Source organism: Pseudomonas sp. CFBP13508 (assembly GCF_005233515.1).
GTDB lineage: Bacteria > Pseudomonadota > Gammaproteobacteria > Pseudomonadales > Pseudomonadaceae > Aquipseudomonas > Aquipseudomonas mercuritolerans.
On the sequence record NZ_QFZZ01000011.1, the window covers coordinates 89,990 to 107,076 of the forward strand.

The 17,087-nt window shown below is 59.8% G+C and carries 14 protein-coding genes; 2 read left to right on the plus strand and 12 right to left on the minus strand.

Annotated elements, in window-relative coordinates:
• Positions 1-2 precede the first annotated feature (2 nt).
• From PspCFBP13508_RS24870 to flhA, 12 genes are all read right to left on the minus strand, one after another.
• Positions 3-956, minus strand: coding sequence for a CheW domain-containing protein (locus tag PspCFBP13508_RS24870; RefSeq protein ID WP_130911973.1), 954 nt, complete (start codon positions 954-956; stop codon positions 3-5).
• Positions 957-1,046: 90 nt separating this feature from the next.
• Positions 1,047-1,835 (minus strand): ParA family protein, encoded by a 789-nt coding sequence (locus PspCFBP13508_RS24875; RefSeq protein ID WP_039763606.1) that lies wholly within the window; start codon positions 1,833-1,835, stop codon positions 1,047-1,049.
• A 43-nt stretch (positions 1,836-1,878) separates the two neighbouring features.
• Positions 1,879-2,769, minus strand: a complete 891-nt coding sequence (gene motD, locus PspCFBP13508_RS24880; protein ID WP_016771054.1) for a flagellar motor protein MotD — start codon at positions 2,767-2,769, stop codon at positions 1,879-1,881.
• Positions 2,770-2,781: 12 nt separating this feature from the next.
• On the minus strand, positions 2,782-3,522 hold the full coding sequence (locus tag PspCFBP13508_RS24885; protein ID WP_039763601.1) for a flagellar motor protein: 741 nt from the start codon (positions 3,520-3,522) through the stop codon (positions 2,782-2,784).
• Positions 3,522-4,667 carry a chemotaxis response regulator protein-glutamate methylesterase gene (locus PspCFBP13508_RS24890; RefSeq protein WP_137216008.1) on the minus strand — a complete coding sequence of 382 codons (1,146 nt, stop codon included), beginning with the start codon at positions 4,665-4,667 and terminating at the stop codon, positions 3,522-3,524. The genes PspCFBP13508_RS24885 and PspCFBP13508_RS24890 overlap by 1 nt, the downstream gene beginning before the upstream one ends.
• Positions 4,668-4,716: 49 nt before the next feature.
• Positions 4,717-6,987, minus strand: coding sequence for a chemotaxis protein CheA (locus PspCFBP13508_RS24895; protein WP_137216010.1), 2,271 nt, complete (start codon positions 6,985-6,987; stop codon positions 4,717-4,719).
• A gap of 37 nt (positions 6,988-7,024) precedes the next feature.
• The gene (locus PspCFBP13508_RS24900; protein WP_042607546.1) at positions 7,025-7,813 is read right to left on the minus strand and encodes a protein phosphatase CheZ; all 789 of its coding nucleotides are present in this window, start codon (positions 7,811-7,813) and stop codon (positions 7,025-7,027) included.
• 18 nt (positions 7,814-7,831) lie between these two features.
• Positions 7,832-8,203 (minus strand): chemotaxis response regulator CheY, encoded by a 372-nt coding sequence (locus tag PspCFBP13508_RS24905; protein WP_024012118.1) that lies wholly within the window; start codon positions 8,201-8,203, stop codon positions 7,832-7,834.
• Positions 8,204-8,370: 167 nt separating this feature from the next.
• Entirely contained in the window at positions 8,371-9,111 is a 741-nt protein-coding gene (gene fliA, locus PspCFBP13508_RS24910) for an RNA polymerase sigma factor FliA (RefSeq protein WP_016771059.1), read from the minus strand.
• Positions 9,108-9,938: a flagellar synthesis regulator FleN gene (fleN, locus tag PspCFBP13508_RS24915; RefSeq protein ID WP_016771060.1), complete on the minus strand. Its 831-nt coding sequence runs from the start codon at positions 9,936-9,938 to the stop codon at positions 9,108-9,110. The genes fliA and fleN overlap by 4 nt, the downstream gene beginning before the upstream one ends.
• Before the next feature lie 116 nt (positions 9,939-10,054).
• The gene (flhF, locus tag PspCFBP13508_RS24920) at positions 10,055-11,395 is read right to left on the minus strand and encodes a flagellar biosynthesis protein FlhF (RefSeq protein WP_137216012.1); all 1,341 of its coding nucleotides are present in this window, start codon (positions 11,393-11,395) and stop codon (positions 10,055-10,057) included.
• 11 nt (positions 11,396-11,406) lie between these two features.
• Entirely contained in the window at positions 11,407-13,536 is a 2,130-nt protein-coding gene (flhA, locus tag PspCFBP13508_RS24925) for a flagellar biosynthesis protein FlhA (protein WP_016771062.1), read from the minus strand.
• 621 nt (positions 13,537-14,157) lie between these two features.
• On the opposite strand from flhA, the gene PspCFBP13508_RS24935 reads away from it, so the two are divergent.
• Positions 14,158-14,517 carry a DUF6124 family protein gene (locus PspCFBP13508_RS24935; RefSeq protein ID WP_024012116.1) on the plus strand — a complete coding sequence of 120 codons (360 nt, stop codon included), beginning with the start codon at positions 14,158-14,160 and terminating at the stop codon, positions 14,515-14,517.
• A gap of 215 nt (positions 14,518-14,732) precedes the next feature.
• On the plus strand, positions 14,733-17,087 hold the full coding sequence (locus tag PspCFBP13508_RS24940; RefSeq protein ID WP_137216015.1) for a hypothetical protein: 2,355 nt from the start codon (positions 14,733-14,735) through the stop codon (positions 17,085-17,087).

Genomic DNA, 17,087 nt, shown 5'->3' on the forward strand with positions numbered 1-17,087 from the left:
TGCTATGTCGGTTTATGTAGCGGCTTGTTGCCACTCAAGTGCTTTGCCCCACCGCTGGCGATCAACTCGGCCAGTGCGGATACGTCAAGCAATGCACACATGTGCTCGATCACGGTGCCGGCGAGCCATGGCCGCTGACCCCGGTGACTTCTCCATTTGATCTCATTCGGGTCCAGGCGCAACGAGCGGCTGACCTGATGCACCGCCAGCCCCCACTCGTAACCTTGTACCGAAATCACGTATTGCAGGCCCTGCCGGAAGTCATCGCGGTAGCGATCCGGCATGACCCAGCGCGCAGTGTCCAAGACTTTCAAATTACCGGCCTGGCTCGGCAGAATCCCGAGGAACCACTCCGGCTGACCAAACAGCGGCGTCAGCTCGTGGCCGGCCAGCGAATAGATCGAGCCGAGGCACACCAGCGGCACCGCCAGGGTCAGCCCGGCAACATCGAACAGCAAGCATTCGAAGGCTTCGGCAGCCCAGGCCGGACGGCCATCGGGCTCGACCGGTGGCGGCGGGTTGTTTGGCGGCAGGTGCACTTCCACCAGCGGCGGGACCAGCACCTGCGGCTCAGCAATCTGCGGCGCGGGTTCTGGCTCCGGTTCGGGTTCCGGCACGGTCAATAATTGTGTTTGCAGCAGCGGCGCCAGTGTCGACAGCGGCGCGCGCGGTTCGTCGATCAGCGCCACCGGTGCTTTGGCCACGGGGGCAACAGCAGGCGCGGCAATCGGAGCGACGGATTTCCGCGCGTCGCGGGCCTGTTCTTCCAGCACCGCGGCCTGGAACTCGTCCATGGCCTCGGTGCTTTCCACCACTTCAGGCTGCGCCGGCTCGACGACTGGCGGCAGCGCTTCGACCGGCGCAGGCAAGTCCTCGGGCAGGTCGAGCAGCAGGTCTTCCAGATAAGACTGCAAGGCCTGTTGCGGACGTGACGTGAGTTTCACTGGGCGGTTCATCGGTGATCAGCGCCTGACAGGGAAACCGCATCGCCTGCTTCGCGAGCAGGCTCGCTCCCACAGGGTTCGGGCAAGCGGATCGAAATCATCTCAGGCCACCTGCGGAACAAGTTGCTGCGCGAGCAGGTGCTTGAGCAGCGCGCGGTAGGCCAGCACGCCGCGGCTCTTGCCGTCGAATTGCGAAGGCGTGACACCGGCGCGGCTGGCGTCGCGCAGCCGGGTATCGACCGGGATGTAGCCGTGCCAGATATCCTCGGGGAATTTGTCGCGCAGCACGCGCAGGGTGCCCATCGACGCCTGCGTGCGGCGGTCGAACAGGGTCGGCACGATGCTGAACGGCAGCGGTTGTTTGCGCGAGCGATTGATCATCGCCAGGGTGTTGACCATGCGCTCCAGACCTTTCACCGCCAGGTGCTCGGTCTGCACCGGGATCACCAGTTGCTGGCTCGCCGCTAGCGCATTGACCATCAGCACGCCGAGCAACGGCGGGCTGTCGATGATCGCGTAATCGAAGTCCTGCCACAGTTGCGCCAGACTCTTGGCGATCACCAGGCCCAGGCCGCTCTGCCCCGGCGACTGCCGCTCAAGAGTGGCCAGTGCGGTGCTCGATGGCAACAGGGAAATGCGTTCGTCGCTGGTCGACAGCAGCAACTGCCCCGGCAGGCCTTGCGGCACGCTGCCCTTGTGCAGAAACAGATCGTAGTTGCTGTGTTCCAGGCTGTCGGGGTCGTAGCCGAAATAGCTGGTCATCGAGCCGTGCGGATCGAGATCGACCACAACCACGCGCTTGCCCGCCTCGGCCAGCAACCCGGCTAAAGCGATGGAGGATGTGGTTTTACCGACACCACCCTTTTGATTGGCGACTGCCCAGACTCTCATTCAGTTCGTTCCTCCCGGCCAGGTTGATTGGCCGAGACATGCTTCAGCGTGTTAATGCGGGCGACGGAGAATTGACGGCACTCTCGCGTCCCGGCGTCTTGACCGGGGTCGGTGCAGTTTGTGTGCCAGCGCGCTTCAACGCCGCATCCGGTTGCGCATTGGCGGTTCCGGTGCCGGTGAGGCTGCGGCGCACATCGAGATTGCGCGACACCACCAGCACCACGCGACGGTTCTTCGCCCGGCCTTCGACCGTGGCGTTGTTGGCCACTGGCTGGAATTCGCCGTAGCCCACCGACGCCAGTCGACCGGGGTTCACACCCTGCATGGCGAGCATGCGCACGATGCTCGCCGAACGCGCCGAGGACAGCTCCCAGTTGGTCGGGTACTGTGCGGTGCGGATCGGTTGATCGTCGGTGAAGCCTTCGACGTGGATCGGGTTATCGAACGGTTTGAGGATCGCCGCGACCTTATCGATGATGTTGAACGCGATGTCGCTCGGCATGGCATCGCCGCTGCCGAACAACAGGCTGGAGTTGAGTTCGATCTCGACCCACAACTCATTGCCGCGCACGGTCATCTGGTTGGAGCTGATCAAATCACCGAACGCGGCGCTGATGTCATCGGCGATGCTTTTCAGCGGATCGCTGGCCCCGGAAATACCGGCGTCGACCTGCTCGGCATCCTTGACCAGCGGCTTGGCCGGGGTCACGGTTTTCGGTCGTTCGTCGCCGATCGGAATCGGTTTGAGCGAGCGGTCGGAGTCGGTAAACACGCCGATCAACGCTTCGGAAATGACTTTGTATTTGCCTTCGTTGATCGACGAGATCGAGTACATCACCACGAAAAACGCGAACAGCAAAGTGATGAAATCCGCGTAGGACACGAGCCAGCGCTCGTGATTCACGTGTTCTTCCTGGTGGCGACGACGAGCCATGAGGTTATTCCCTTAGTCCATGAAGCCTTGCAGCTTCAACTCAATGGAACGAGGGTTTTCACCTTCGGCGATCGACAGAATTCCTTCCAGCAACATTTCGCGATAACGCGACTGCCGCAACGCGATGGACTTGAGCTTGGCCGCGACCGGCAAGAGAATCAGGTTGGCACTGGCCACGCCATAGATGGTCGCGACAAACGCCACGGCAATGCCGTTACCCAGTTGCGACGGATCGGCGAGGTTGCCCATCACGTGAATCAGGCCCATCACCGCACCGATGATGCCGATGGTCGGCGCGTAGCCGCCCATGCTTTCGAACACCTTGGCCGCTTCGATATCGCGGGATTCCTGGGTGTAGAAATCCACCTCGAGAATGCTCCGAATGGCTTCCGGCTCGGCGCCGTCGACCAGCAGTTGCAGGCCCTTGCGCGAATAGCTGTCAGGTTCGGCGTCGGCCACGCCTTCGAGGCCGAGCAGGCCTTCCTTGCGCGCCGTCAGGCTCCAATTGACCACGCGGTCGATGCCGCCAGCGAGGTCGACACGCGGCGGAAAGAAGATCCAGGCGAGAATCTGCATGGCGCGTTTGAACGCGCTCATCGGCGATTGCAGCAGCGCGGCACCGACTGTGCCGCCCAGCACGATCAGCGCCGCCGGGCCGTTGGCCAGCGCGCCGAGGTGGCCGCCTTCAAGGTAGTTGCCGCCGATGATGGCGACGAACGCCATGATGAGGCCGATAAGGCTGAGAACATCCATCAGATACACGCCTCGACGATGTGCTTGCCGATGTCGTCCAGACCGTACACGGCGTCAGCCAGATCGGCTTTGACGATGGCCATCGGCATGCCGTAGATCACGCAGCTTGCTTCGTCCTGCGCCCACACCGAACTGCCGCCCTGCTTGAGCAGACGCGCGCCTTCGCGGCCGTCGGCGCCCATGCCGGTCAGCACCACTGCCAGAACTTTGTCGCCGTAGGACTTGGCTGCAGAACCGAACGTGATGTCCACGCACGGCTTGTAATTCAGACGTTCGTCACCCGGCAGAATCTTCACCGCGCCACGGCCGTCGATCATCATCTGCTTGCCACCCGGCGCCAGCAGCGCCAGGCCCGGACGCAGGATGTCGCCATCCTCGGCTTCCTTGACGCTGATGCGGCAGAGCTTGTCGAGGCGCTCGGCAAACGCTTTGGTGAACGCCGCCGGCATGTGCTGGATCAGCACGATCGGCGCCGGGAAGTTCGCCGGCAACTGCGTAAGCACGCGTTGCAGTGCGACCGGGCCGCCCGTCGAAGTGCCGATGGCAACCAGTTTGTAGGCTTTGCGTTTCGGCGCCGACGACGAAGCACTGGCAGCGGATGCGCGAGCAGGCGCTGGCGCAGGCGCCGGACGTGCCGGGACAGGGCTGCTGTGGCTCGTGTGGCTGCCGTAGCTCGACGCTGCCGGAGCAGGCGTCGGCGCTGGCGCAGCGGCGGGAGCCGGCGCGCTGTAGGCACTGAAACGACGGTTGCTGCGCGAAATGCTGTGGACTTTCTCGCACAGCAGCTGCTTGACCTTCTCGGGATTGCGCGAGATGTCTTCGAAATTCTTCGGCAGGAAATCCACCGCGCCGGCGTCCAGCGCATCGAGGGTTACCCGCGCGCCTTCGTGGGTCAGCGAGGAGAACATCAACACAGGGGTCGGGCAGCGCTGCATGATGTGCCGCACTGCCGTGATGCCGTCCATCATCGGCATCTCGTAGTCCATGGTGATCACGTCAGGCTTGAGCGCCATGGCCTGATCGATCGCCTCTTTACCGTTGGTGGCCGTACCGACCACCTGGATGCTCGGATCCGCCGAAAGAATTTCCGAGACGCGGCGGCGGAAAAAACCCGAATCGTCCACCACCAGGACTTTGACTGCCATAAACACTCCATTAGGTGCAGCGGCGCGTCATCGCGCCGCCGCCCCGGATTCAAATACGCTTTGTGGCGTAACGCTTGAGCATGCTTGGAACATCGAGAATCAGCGCAATGCGGCCGTCACCGGTGATGGTGGCGCCGGACATGCCCGGAGTTCCCTGGAGCATTTTGCCCAATGGCTTGATGACCACTTCTTCCTGGCCGACCAGTTGATCGACGACGAAGCCGATCCGCTGTGTGCCCACCGAAAGAATCACCACATGGCCTTCGCGCTGCTCTTCGTGAGCGGCGGAGCTGACCAGCCAGCGCTTGAGGTAGAACAATGGCAGCGCCTTGTCGCGCACGATCACCACTTCCTGACCGTCGACGACATTGGTAGTCGACAGATCGAGGTGGAAGATTTCGTTGACGTTGACCAACGGGAACGCGAACGCCTGATTGCCGAGCATGACCATCAGCGTCGGCATGATCGCCAGGGTCAGCGGCACCTTGATGACGATCTTCGAACCCTGGCCCTTGGTCGAGTAGATGTTGATCGAACCGTTGAGCTGGGAAATCTTGGTCTTCACCACGTCCATGCCGACACCACGGCCGGACACGTCGGAGATCTCGGTCTTGGTCGAGAAACCCGGGGCGAAAATCAGGTTGTAGCACTCGGTATCGCTCAGGCGATCAGCCGCGTCCTTGTCCATCACACCGCGTTTTACCGCGATCGAACGCAGGACGTTCGGGTCCATGCCTTTGCCATCGTCGGAGATCGACAGCAGGATATGGTCGCCTTCCTGCTCGGCCGCCAGCACCACGCGACCGCCACGGGCCTTGCCCGATGCTTCGCGTTCTTCCGGCGACTCGATGCCGTGGTCAACGGCGTTGCGCACCAAGTGGACCAGCGGGTCGGCCAGGGCCTCGACAAGGTTTTTGTCGAGGTCGGTTTCTTCACCCACCAGTTCCAGGTTGATCTCTTTCTTCAGCTGCCGCGCGAGGTCGCGTACCAGACGCGGGAAGCGCCCGAAGACCTTCTTGATCGGCTGCATCCGCGTCTTCATCACGGCGGTCTGCAGGTCAGCGGTGACCACGTCGAGGTTCGACACGGCCTTGGACATGGCTTCGTCGCCGCTGTTGAGGCCCAGGCGCACCAGACGGTTACGCACCAGCACCAGCTCGCCGACCATGTTCATGATCTCGTCGAGCCGCGCGGTGTCGACGCGCACGGTGGTTTCCGCTTCGCTGGCCGGTTTTTCTGCCGGGGCAGCGGCTGGCGCGCGGGCCGGAGCCGGTGCAGCAGCGGCGGCAGGTTTCGGCGCCTCGGCTTTCGGTTCAGGCTTGGCGGCAGGTTTCGGCGCAGCAGCGGCAGCCGGAGCTTTCGCCGCTGGCGTGGCGACGCTTGATGCCGAGCCGGCAGTCGCAGCGCTGGCGTCAAACTTGCCTTTGCCGTGCAATTCGTCGAGCAGCGATTCGAATTCGTGATCGCTGATCAGGTCGCTGCCCGCCGCCGCAGCTGCCGGTGCAGCAGGGGCTGCCGGGGCCGAAGCAATGGCCGATTCCAGCGCGTCAACGGCGAAGTTGCCCTTGCCATGCAACTGATCGAGCAAGGCTTCGAATTCGTCGTCGGTGATGTCCGAGCTGTCGCCCTTGGCAGGCGCTGCCGGAGCTGCTGGCGCCGCTGGAGCGACCGCATCGACAGCGAACTGGCCTTTGCCGTGCAGTTGATCGAGCAGCGATTCAAATTCTGCATCGGTGATTTCATCGCTGGCCGCCGTGTCGGCAACCTGCGCTGGAGCAACAACAGCGGCCGGGGCCTCGGCCTGCGCCTTGACGGCATTCAGCGAGTCCAGCAACTGTTCGAATTCGTTATCGGTGATGTCTTCCGATGCGCTTTCGGCGACCGGCTCTTCAACCGCTTCTACCGGTGCGGCAACGGCTTCATCCGCCGATTGCGGTTCGGCCAGGCGCGCCAGCGCGGCCAACAGCTCCGGCGTCGCAGCGGTGATCGGTGAACGTTCACGGACTTCGCTGAACATGCTGTTCACCGCGTCCAGTGCTTCGAGCACAACGTCCATCAGTTCTGCATCAACGCGACGCTCACCCTTGCGCAGGATGTCGAACACGTTTTCGGCGATGTGACAGCACTCCACCAGCTCATTGAGCTGAAGGAAGCCGGCGCCCCCTTTTACAGTGTGGAAACCGCGAAAAATTGCATTGAGCAGATCTGCATCATCCGGACGGCTTTCCAGCTCGACCAGTTGTTCGGACAGTTGCTCAAGAATCTCGCCGGCCTCAACCAGGAAATCCTGAAGGATCTCTTCATCGGCGCCGAAGCTCATTAATGGGGTGCTCCTAACAGGTCTAAAAACCTAAACTTCAAAATCCAAGGCTGGATAGCAAATCGTCCACATCGTCCTGACCGGACACAACGTCTTCTCGTTTATCGGCATGAATCTGCGGACCTTCACCCTGCGAGAGATGTTTTTGTGGATCTTTTTCGGCAAGCATTGCGGCGCGGTCATGTTCGATGCCCGCAAAGCGGTCGACCTGGCTGGCCATGAGCACGAGTTTGAGCAGATTGCTTTCGACTTCGGTGACCAATTGAGTCACGCGCTTGATCACCTGACCGGTGAGATCCTGGTAGTCCTGAGCCAGCAGGATGTCGTTGAGGTTGCTCGACACTGCACGGTTGTCCGTGCTGCTGCGTGACAGAAAACCGTCGACCCGGCGCGCCAGTTCGCGGAACTCTTCAGCCCCGACCTCGCGACGCATGAAGCGCCCCCAATCGGCGCTCAACGTCTGCGCTTCATCAGCCAGACTGTTGACCACCGGCGTGGCGCTTTCCACCAGATCCATGGTGCGGTTGGCCGCGGCTTCCGTCAGCTTGACCACATAGCCCAGGCGTTCGGTCGCGTCGGTGATTTGCGACACTTCCTCGGCCTGCGGCATGTGCGGATCGATCTGGAAATTGACGATCGCACTGTGCAGTTCACGTGTGAGCTTGCCCACTTCCTGATACAGGCCGCGGTCACGGGTCTGATTGAGCTCATGGATCAGTTGCACCGCGTCGCCGAACCTGCCTTTTTCAAGGCTCTCGACCAGTTCGACCGCGTGTTTTTTCAGGGTCGATTCGAAATCGCCCTGTGATGATTCGTTATGCTCCATAGCTCCCCCGCGCATTCATCAGCCGATGCGTTCGAAAATCTTCTCGATTTTGTCTTTCAACGCTTGAGCCGTGAAAGGTTTGACTACGTAACCGTTCACACCGGCCTGAGCGGCCTCGATGATCTGCTCGCGCTTGGCTTCAGCAGTCACCATCAACACCGGGAGGTGCTTGAGTTTTTCATCGGCGCGCACGTGACGCAGCAGGTCGATACCGGTCATGCCCGGCATGTTCCAGTCCGTTACCAGAAAGTCGATGCTGCCGCTGTTGAGCACCGGAATGGCAGTGGTGCCATCGTCGGCCTCGACGGTGTTGGTGAACCCAAGATCGCGCAGCAGGTTCTTGATGATCCGCCGCATCGTTGAGAAGTCATCAACGATGAGGATTTTCATGTCTTTGTTCAATTCGACCTCCAAGCAGTCTTAAACGCGCCCAGCACCTGGACACGCCACTTCAATCAATCGGCATAGCACTCGAAGTTTGTCTGGAGCACAACGGATCGAGACCGGCGCCGTTGATCACCGCACCAGCCTCGTTTCGCAGTGTCCCCACACTGCCTTCAGCGCGCTCGCCACTCCCCCAAACGCCCCCGCAGACGGGCCGCGCACTGGCTGTGTAACTGGCTGACCCGCGATTCACTGACGCCAAGGACTTCACCGATTTCCTTGAGGTTCAGCTCTTCGTCGTAGTACAGCGCCAACACCAGTCGCTCACGCTCCGGCAAATTGGCAATCGCGTCCGCCAGCGCCGCCTGGAAGCGTTCATCTTCCAGATCGCGTGACGGCTCCATATGAGCACTCGCGCCATCCTCGTGCAGCCCTTCGTGTTCGCCGTCCTGCAACAGGTCGTCGAAACTGAACAGGCGACTGCCCAAGGTGTCATTCAGAATCCCGTAGTAATCGTCGAGACTCAATTGGAGTTCGGCCGCAACCTCGTGATCTTTAGCGTCACGGCCGGTTTTAGCTTCAATCGAGCGAATCGCGTCGCTGACCATCCTGGTATTACGGTGAACCGAGCGTGGTGCCCAATCCCCTTTGCGCACTTCATCGAGCATCGCGCCGCGGATTCGAATGCCCGCGTACGTTTCGAAACTGGCGCCTTTGCTGGCGTCGTATTTGGTCGAGACTTCGAGCAAACCGATCATCCCGGCCTGGATCAGGTCTTCGACCTGCACGCTGGCCGGCAGGCGTGCCAGCAAGTGATAGGCAATGCGCTTGACCAGTGGCGCGTAGCGCTCGATCAATTCGTATTGCGCGTCACGCGCCGACTTTTTGTAAAGATTCATGCCACTGGCGGTCATATCACAGGCCCTGCGGTTTGCTGCACGAGACGCTCGACGAAAAATTCCAGATGCCCGCGCGGGTTGGCCGGCAGCGGCCAGGTGTCGACCTTCTGGGCGATGGCCTTGAAGGCCAGCGCGCACTTGGAACGGGGAAAGGCTTCGTAGACGGCGCGCTGCTTCTGCACTGCCTTGCGCACGCTTTCGTCGTACGGCACGGCGCCGACGTATTGTAGGGCGACGTCAAGGAAGCGATCCGTGACCTTGGTCAACTTGGCGAACAGGTTGCGCCCTTCCTGCGGGCTCTGCGCCATGTTGGCCAGCACGCGGAAGCGGTTCATGCCGTAATCACGGTTGAGCAACTTGATCAGCGCGTAAGCGTCGGTGATCGAAGTCGGCTCGTCGCAGACCACCAGCAACACTTCCTGGGCGGCACGAACGAAACTGACTACCGAGTCACCAATACCCGCAGCGGTGTCGATCACCAGCACGTCGAGATTGTCACCGATATCGCTGAACGCCTGGATCAGGCCGGCGTGCTGCGCCGGGCTCAGGTGCACCATGCTCTGCGTGCCGGAGGCCGCCGGCACGATGCGAATCCCGCCCGGGCCCTGCAACAGCACGTCGCGCAGTTCGCAACGGCCTTCGATAACGTCGGCCAAAGTGCGCTTGGGTGTCAGCCCCAGCAGAACGTCGACGTTCGCCAGGCCCAGGTCGGCGTCCAGCAGCATGACCCGACGGCCAAGCTCTGCCAGCGCCAGCGACAAGTTCACTGACACGTTAGTCTTGCCGACGCCACCTTTGCCGCCGGTCACCGCGATCACCTGTACGGGATGCATGCTGCCCATGTTATTTCTTTACCTTGTCTTGCATAGACGGAGGCCACATTACTGGCTGCGCGTTCCTGATCGGAACAATGCGTGGCAGACCATCGATGTAGGTACAAAAACTGTTCATGATTACCTCAGCCAACCTGCTTGGTCGGGCTGTGATAGATATCAGCGAACATGTCAGCCATGGCTTCTTCGCTGGGTTCTTCCTGCATTTGCACGCTGACGGCGCGGCTGACCAGTTGATGACGGCGCGGCAGATGCAAATCATCCGGAATCCGTGGGCCATCGGTCAGGTACGCGACCGGCAATTCATGACTGATCGCCAGGCTCAACACTTCGCCGAGACTGGCCGTTTCATCCAGTTTAGTCAGGATGCAGCCGGCCAGCCCGCAACGCTTGTAACTGTGATAAGCGGCGGTTAGAACCTGTTTCTGGCTGGTGGTTGCCAGGACCAGATAATTTTTTGAGCGAATGCCACGCCCGGCCAGGCTCTCAAGCTGCATGCGCAACGCCGGATCACTGGCTTGCAGGCCGGCAGTATCGATCAAAACCACGCGTTTGCGTAGCAGTGGATCCAATGCCTGCACCAGCGACTGACCCGGATCGACGTGCGTTACCGGCACGTTGAGGATGCGCCCGAGGGTTTTCAGTTGTTCCTGCGCGCCGATGCGGAAGCTGTCCATGCTCACCAGTGCAACGTTCTGCGCGCCGTACTTGAGCACGTAACGCGCGGCGAGCTTGGCCAGCGTGGTGGTCTTGCCCATGCCGGCGGGGCCGACCATGGCAATCACACCGCCCTCTTCCAGCGGCTCGACTTCCGGTACGGCAATCATCCGCGCCAAGTGCGCCAGCAACATGCGCCAGGCCTGACGGGGTTCTTCGATATCGGTGATCATCGCCAGCAGATCGCGCGACAGCGGGCCGGACAGGCCGATGCGCTGCAGACGGCGATACAGATTGGCCTGGGCCGGACGGCTGCCTTGCAGCTGATTCCAGGCCAGGGTGCCGAGCTGAACTTCCATCAGCTCGCGCAGGCTGTTCAATTCAAAACGCATCGACTCCAGCGCACGCGGATCGACACCCGCCGAGGCCTGCGCAGGTGCTGCAGCCGGACGCGCCGGGGCAGCGTAGGTTGGCTCGCTCAGCGGTTCGGCAGCGGTCAGCGGCAGGCCTGCGGTCAATGGCAGCCCGGCGAACAACTGCTGATTGGTGTTGCCGTCGGCTTCGCCACGCAGGCTCAGCTCGGCCTGAGCGGTAACGATGCGCGACTGGGTCTTGCGCAGCTCGTCTTCGAGTTCCATGTTCGGAACCCGTGGCGCCAGCGCCGACAATTTGTAATCCAGTGCCGCCGTCAACTCGACGCCGCCGGCAATGCGGCGGTTGCCGATGATGGCGGCATCAGCGCCCAGCTCATCGCGAACCAGCTTCATGGCCTGACGCATATCGGCGGCGAAAAAACGCTTAACTTGCATAAACCACTACCTCAGCCGTTGGGCCCTACTGTCGCAACGATGGTCACTTGCTTGTTGTCCGGTACTTCCTGGTAGGCCAGCACATGCAGGCCTGGGACTGCGAGGCGGCCGAAGCGCGAGAGCATCGCGCGGATCGGGCCTGCTACCAGCAGGATCACCGGTTGGCCTTGCATTTCCTGACGCTGGGCCGCTTCGATCAACGAACGTTGCAGCTTCTCGGCCATGCTTGGCTCCAGCAGAACGCCCTCTTCCGAGCCTTGTCCTGCCTTCTGCAGACTATTGAGCAATATCTGTTCCAACCTTGGTTCCAATGTGATCACAGGCAGCTCGGACTCAGTGCCTACAATGCTTTGGACGATGGCGCGAGATACGCCGACCCGCACAGCAGCGACCAGAGCGGCGGTATCTTGACTCTTGGCAGCGTTGTTCGCGATCGCCTCGGCAATGCTGCGAATGTCGCGCACCGGCACGTGTTCGGCGAGCAGCGCTTGCAGGACCTTGAGCAACTGCGACAGCGAAACTACGCCCGGCACCAGCTCTTCTGCCAGTTTCGGCGAGCTCTTGGCCAGCAATTGCATGAGTTGCTGCACTTCCTCGTGGCCGATCAGCTCACTGGAGTGCTTGTACAGAATCTGGTTCAAGTGGGTGGCGACCACGGTGCTGGCGTCGACCACGGTGTAGCCCAGCGATTGCGCCTGGGCACGCTGGCTGATTTCGATCCACACCGCCTCGAGGCCGAAAGCCGGATCTTTGGCGTTGATACCGTTGAGCGAGCCGTAGACCTGGCCGGGGTTGATCGCCAGTTCGCGATCCGGGTAGATCTCGGCCTCGGCGAGAATCACGCCCATCAGCGTCAGGCGGTAAGCGCTCGGCGCCAGATCGAGGTTGTCGCGGATGTGCACGGTCGGCATCAAAAAGCCCAGATCCTGCGAGAGCTTCTTGCGCACGCCCTTGATCCGCGCGAGCAATTGCCCACCCTGATTGCGGTCCACCAGCGGAATCAGGCGATAGCCGACTTCCAGGCCGATCATGTCGATCGGCGTCACGTCGTCCCAGCCCAGCTCCTTGGTTTCCATGGCGCGGGCCGGCGACGGCAGCAGTTCCTGCTGACGCTTGACCTCTTCCAGCGCCACGACCTTGGCGACGTTCTGCTTCTTCCAGAACAGGTACGCGCCGCCCGCAGCCAGCGCCGCCATGCTCAGGAAGGAGAAGTGCGGCATGCCGGGCACCAGGCCCATCACCGCCATCAAACCAGCGGCCACGGCCAGCGCTTTCGGCGAGGCGAACATCTGGCGGTTGATCTGCTTGCCCATGTCTTCCGAGCCGGAAGCACGGGTCACCATGATCGCCGCTGCTGTAGATAACAACAGTGATGGCAATTGCGCCACTAAACCGTCACCGATGGTCAGCAAGGCGTAAACCTTGCCCGCATCGCCGAAGCTCATCCCGTGCTGGAAGATACCCACGGCCATGCCGCCGATAAGGTTGATGAACAGAATCAGCAGGCCGGCGATGGCGTCACCGCGGACGAACTTGCTGGCACCGTCCATCGAACCGTAGAACTCCGCTTCCTGGGCGACTTCCTGACGGCGCGACTTGGCTTGATTCTGGTCGATCAGGCCGGCGTTGAGGTCGGCGTCGATCGCCATTTGTTTGCCGGGCATCGCGTCGAGAGTGAAACGCGCGCTCACCTCGGAAATCCGCCCGGCACCCTTGGTCACCACGACGAAGTTGATGATCATGAGGATCGCGAAGACCACGATACCGACCACGTAGTTACCGCCGATCACCACCTCACCGAAGGCCTGAATCACCTTACCGGCGGCGGCGTGGCCGTCCTGACCGTGGAGCATCACCACTCGCGTCGAGGCCACGTTCAACGCCAGGCGCAGCAGCGTCGCCACCAACAGAATGGTCGGGAACACGGCGAAATCCAGCGGCCGCAGCGCATACACGCAGACCAGCAGGACGACGATGGACAGGGCAATGTTGAAGGTAAAGAACACGTCGAGCAGGAACGGCGGTACCGGCAACATCATCATCGCCAGCATGACCAGCAGCAACAACGGCACGCCCAGATTGCCTCGACTGAGGTCGGCAACGTTGGTACGTGCTGTATTGAATAACTGAGTGCGATCCACCGGTTTTCCCCGTTCCTTTAAAGCAAACTTTTGACGCCCCGAACGGACGCAGGGCGGCTATTGCAAGAAGCTTTCCAACTTTTGCCGGGGAATGAAATAGAGCGGTTTTACTTGGGATTATCGGCTGATTGGGTTGACCCCTTCGCGAGCAGGCTCGCTCCCACAGTTTGAAATGCATTCCCAATCGGACATTTGGAATACGGCCCCTGTGGGAGCGAGCCTGCTCGCGAAGAGGCCATCGAATGCCGCGCATTTTTTCGATTTAAACGAAGCTGTTTAAAAGACACCTTCAGACACGGTCTCAAGGCTACAAATCCTTGCGCCATTGCCTACAGCCAAGCCAGAATCCGCCGGCTTGTGCACCTGGGGGTCGAGTTTTATTGTGGTCCGGTCGCTGACGAATCAGCGATCGGGTTTAGCGACCCGGACCAACTCAGTGCATCAGCGATCGTGGCTTCGTTGCGGGATTTTTCGCCCGCAATAACGTTATGGCGGCTGTATGCGGGAGACCTTCGGGTCTACCGGGGTGCCTGAGACCGGTTCGCTAACCTGCGTACAGCTGCCACCTTCACTTGTTTAGCGACAGGGGGAAAGTGGCTCCATAACCTCAGGAGCTTCACCATGATCAAACCAACACCCAACCCGCCCGAATCCGACCCCACCTCCCCCTACGAATCCCTCGACTCAAAAAAACTCCACCAAGCCGCCGACCGCGCCCTCGACCACTACCTCTGCCCACCCGGCTCCACCCCACCGCCCTTCAGCCCCCGCGCCATGTACGCCGTCACCGCCGACACCAAAAACGAAGACCTGCTGGCCAACGCCTGCGAAACCCTCGCCTCCGCGAAAACCATCGCCCAGGAATTCGCCGGGCTGGTGAAGCCATCGCAGCGGCGGACGCTGATGGGGATTGCGCAGTTGATCATGCTTGGGGAATTGGCGGTGAATCGGGTGCTGGATAATCTGGAATTACCGCAGTAGCTCGGCGCAATGATCGTTCCCACGCTCCGGCGTGGGAATGCAGCCCGGGACGCTGTGCGCCCCATCCGGCGCCGAATCCGGAGCTTCCGAGACCGCTCGAACCACGACCGCTCGTCCGAGACAGGCATATACCTGTCAGGTTTGACAGGTGACGAAACCGGTCTTTTGGCTCTTGATACCTCCAAGCCAATCCACAGCAAGCTCGGAGATTCCCCATGAGAGGTACAAGCAAACCCAAAGCAATCGAACTCTCCCTGCCCTATGCGCCTGAGATGATTGATCTGGTTCCCCCCGACGAGAACTTTCACGGCGGTGTCTCGATTGCAGATGCAACGGCTGAGGCAGCTTTCGAAATGATCATGCTTGCCTATCTCAATCAGGAAAAAAGCGATGGGGTCAGGCTTTATCTCAATGATGAGCTTGTCGACAACACGACGATCGAAGAGGGGAAAGAAGCAGAAAACACATCTTTATACATTCCACCCGGACGTTTTCATTCAGGTCTCAACATCGCTCGCTTTGGCATCAAGCGCATTTCCCAAGATGAAGTACCAACCCCGGACCTGAAACTGCTTTACCGCAGCGTTCCGCCCGGCGGTACGCCGCCGGTGCTGAGCCTCAGGGCCAGCCACACCAGTGTCGGTCCCGATGAAGCAGACAAGTTTGTCCTGACCGTTAGCTATGACAAAGCGAACTGGTACGACCGAATCCATGTCGATTGCGCGGGCGAACCTGTGAGACATCAGTCGGTACCGCAGACCACTTCGCCACTGCCACCTGTTCCCGCCAGCATCGACATTCCGATTCCGAGATCGGTGTTTGAACAGGCAGGTGATAGCGCAGCATTTCCGATCACCTTCCGCGTCACCGATTACCTCACCAACTCCTCCCCCTCGTCGCTTCCTCTGACTATCGATGTGCATCTGCAACGCCAGCAATTGCCTGCGGCCGTATTTCGCGAAGTCCTCGCCGACATCAGTGACGATCCGACCGAGGTTAATCTTGGAAAAATGAAAGGCGGTCCGCTGTGGGCCCTCCTGTATTTGCCGAACACGACTTGGCAGCCGGAAGACTCCATTCACTTGAAATTCACATCAGTGATCGCCGCAGAAGTGGCGGAACACGACGTAACGCTGCTCAAACAAGACTTGCCCACCTATTTCAACTGGGAAATTCCGAACGTTAAGGTTCTGCGAGACAGTAAGGTCGAAATGATTTATGAGCAGATTCGGGATGGAAAAATTGTCGGACGCTCAATGGCTGCAATCGCTCAGGTGATCGGCAACCCGACAATCGAACTTCCACCACCAACCTTGAGCCCGCCCACGGTGCCAATTAACGTTTTGGCTAATCCGAATGGAGTGAAGCTGCAAGTAACAGATTTCACGGCAGAGAAAGACGATAAAGCCCAATTCGTCCAAGTAAACGCGCCGGCCGGAGCGCCGCCGTTTCCGGTGGTGGATTTTATTGATGGGCTTGCGGAGATTTTATTGAGTGCTGCGTTTTTGGCGGCGTGGCATGGGAAGGCGGTTGAGTTTCAGTGGAATTTGATACGCGCCGGAACTCCCGCAGAAGAATCACCAACTTCCAAATTTGAAATTATGAAAATTGCTGATGAGGATAAGCGGTTACCTTTACCGAACATTGCAGAGGTGCTCGATGATGTTCTAGACGTAAATAATCTTGCAGACGATGCACGTATCCATATCGCAAGATGGCAACCAATAGCGATTGGACAAAAAATCTGGCTGCGTTTGACGGGCACTGACGAGAATGGCGAACCATATGGCTGGATAATCTACGATGGTGCAAACGTGGAATCGAGCGATCTCAACGGGTTATTCCCACTAGCGTCGGCAGACAAGCTACGCGCATTGCAAAACGATTCTGAGCTGCAGGTTGAGTTCAAAATAAATTATTCCGGCGACACTAACGAAGATCAAGCAGTGACCGCCCCAATCAGGAGCTACATCATCATGTCAACGCCGAGATTATGCATCGAAACGACCACGCTGTATTTAGATGGCAAAAACGCAATCGTGATCAACCCGCCCGCAAGCTGGGCACGCTTCAGTGACCCTATTGGCTCCATGGACCGTCGACATGCATGTGGGGGCACCCCCCCTTACACCTATCGTTCGAACGATGTTTCCGTAGCTTCGGTTAATGACAGGGGAGTCGTGCGTAGCATCGGAAATGGAAAAGCGACGATAATGGTTACTGACGCAAAAAATAACTCAGTAAACTTTGAAGTACAAACAGCCAATGTATGGACCTTGATAATCTCCACAGAAACATTCGCAGACCCAGCGGCCTCCGACGCATGGATACGCTCGCAGAACGGGATCAAATTAGATCCTGACACATTGCTTCACCACGAAATACTTCAACTCGCAACCAGTTGCTATGGAGGAATGCAAATGGGCCCAGCTTATTTTGTCGGCAATAACAACTCCAACAACTACATGGTGTGCACCCTGGCGCAATTATATGGAAAAGTCCCTAAATTAACTTTTTATGCAGGATCTAACACTCCAAAACCATGGCCTGCCATGTATTTAAAGGAATAA

Coding starts and splice junctions, on each gene's coding strand:
- PspCFBP13508_RS24900 (WP_042607546.1), bottom strand. CDS start 7,813: ATGGAGCATAACGAATCATCACAGGGCGATTTCGAATCGACCCTGAAA.
- fliA (WP_016771059.1), bottom strand. CDS start 9,111: ATGACCGCCAGTGGCATGAATCTTTACAAAAAGTCGGCGCGTGACGCG.
- PspCFBP13508_RS24895 (WP_137216010.1), bottom strand. CDS start 6,987: ATGAGCTTCGGCGCCGATGAAGAGATCCTTCAGGATTTCCTGGTTGAG.
- fleN (WP_016771060.1), bottom strand. CDS start 9,938: ATGGGCAGCATGCATCCCGTACAGGTGATCGCGGTGACCGGCGGCAAA.
- PspCFBP13508_RS24890 (WP_137216008.1), bottom strand. CDS start 4,667: ATGGCAGTCAAAGTCCTGGTGGTGGACGATTCGGGTTTTTTCCGCCGC.
- PspCFBP13508_RS24940 (WP_137216015.1), top strand. CDS start 14,733: ATGAGAGGTACAAGCAAACCCAAAGCAATCGAACTCTCCCTGCCCTAT.
- PspCFBP13508_RS24885 (WP_039763601.1), bottom strand. CDS start 3,522: ATGGATGTTCTCAGCCTTATCGGCCTCATCATGGCGTTCGTCGCCATC.
- PspCFBP13508_RS24905 (WP_024012118.1), bottom strand. CDS start 8,203: ATGAAAATCCTCATCGTTGATGACTTCTCAACGATGCGGCGGATCATC.
- PspCFBP13508_RS24935 (WP_024012116.1), top strand. CDS start 14,158: ATGATCAAACCAACACCCAACCCGCCCGAATCCGACCCCACCTCCCCC.
- motD (WP_016771054.1), bottom strand. CDS start 2,769: ATGGCTCGTCGTCGCCACCAGGAAGAACACGTGAATCACGAGCGCTGG.
- flhF (WP_137216012.1), bottom strand. CDS start 11,395: ATGCAAGTTAAGCGTTTTTTCGCCGCCGATATGCGTCAGGCCATGAAG.
- PspCFBP13508_RS24875 (WP_039763606.1), bottom strand. CDS start 1,835: ATGAGAGTCTGGGCAGTCGCCAATCAAAAGGGTGGTGTCGGTAAAACC.
- PspCFBP13508_RS24870 (WP_130911973.1), bottom strand. CDS start 956: ATGAACCGCCCAGTGAAACTCACGTCACGTCCGCAACAGGCCTTGCAG.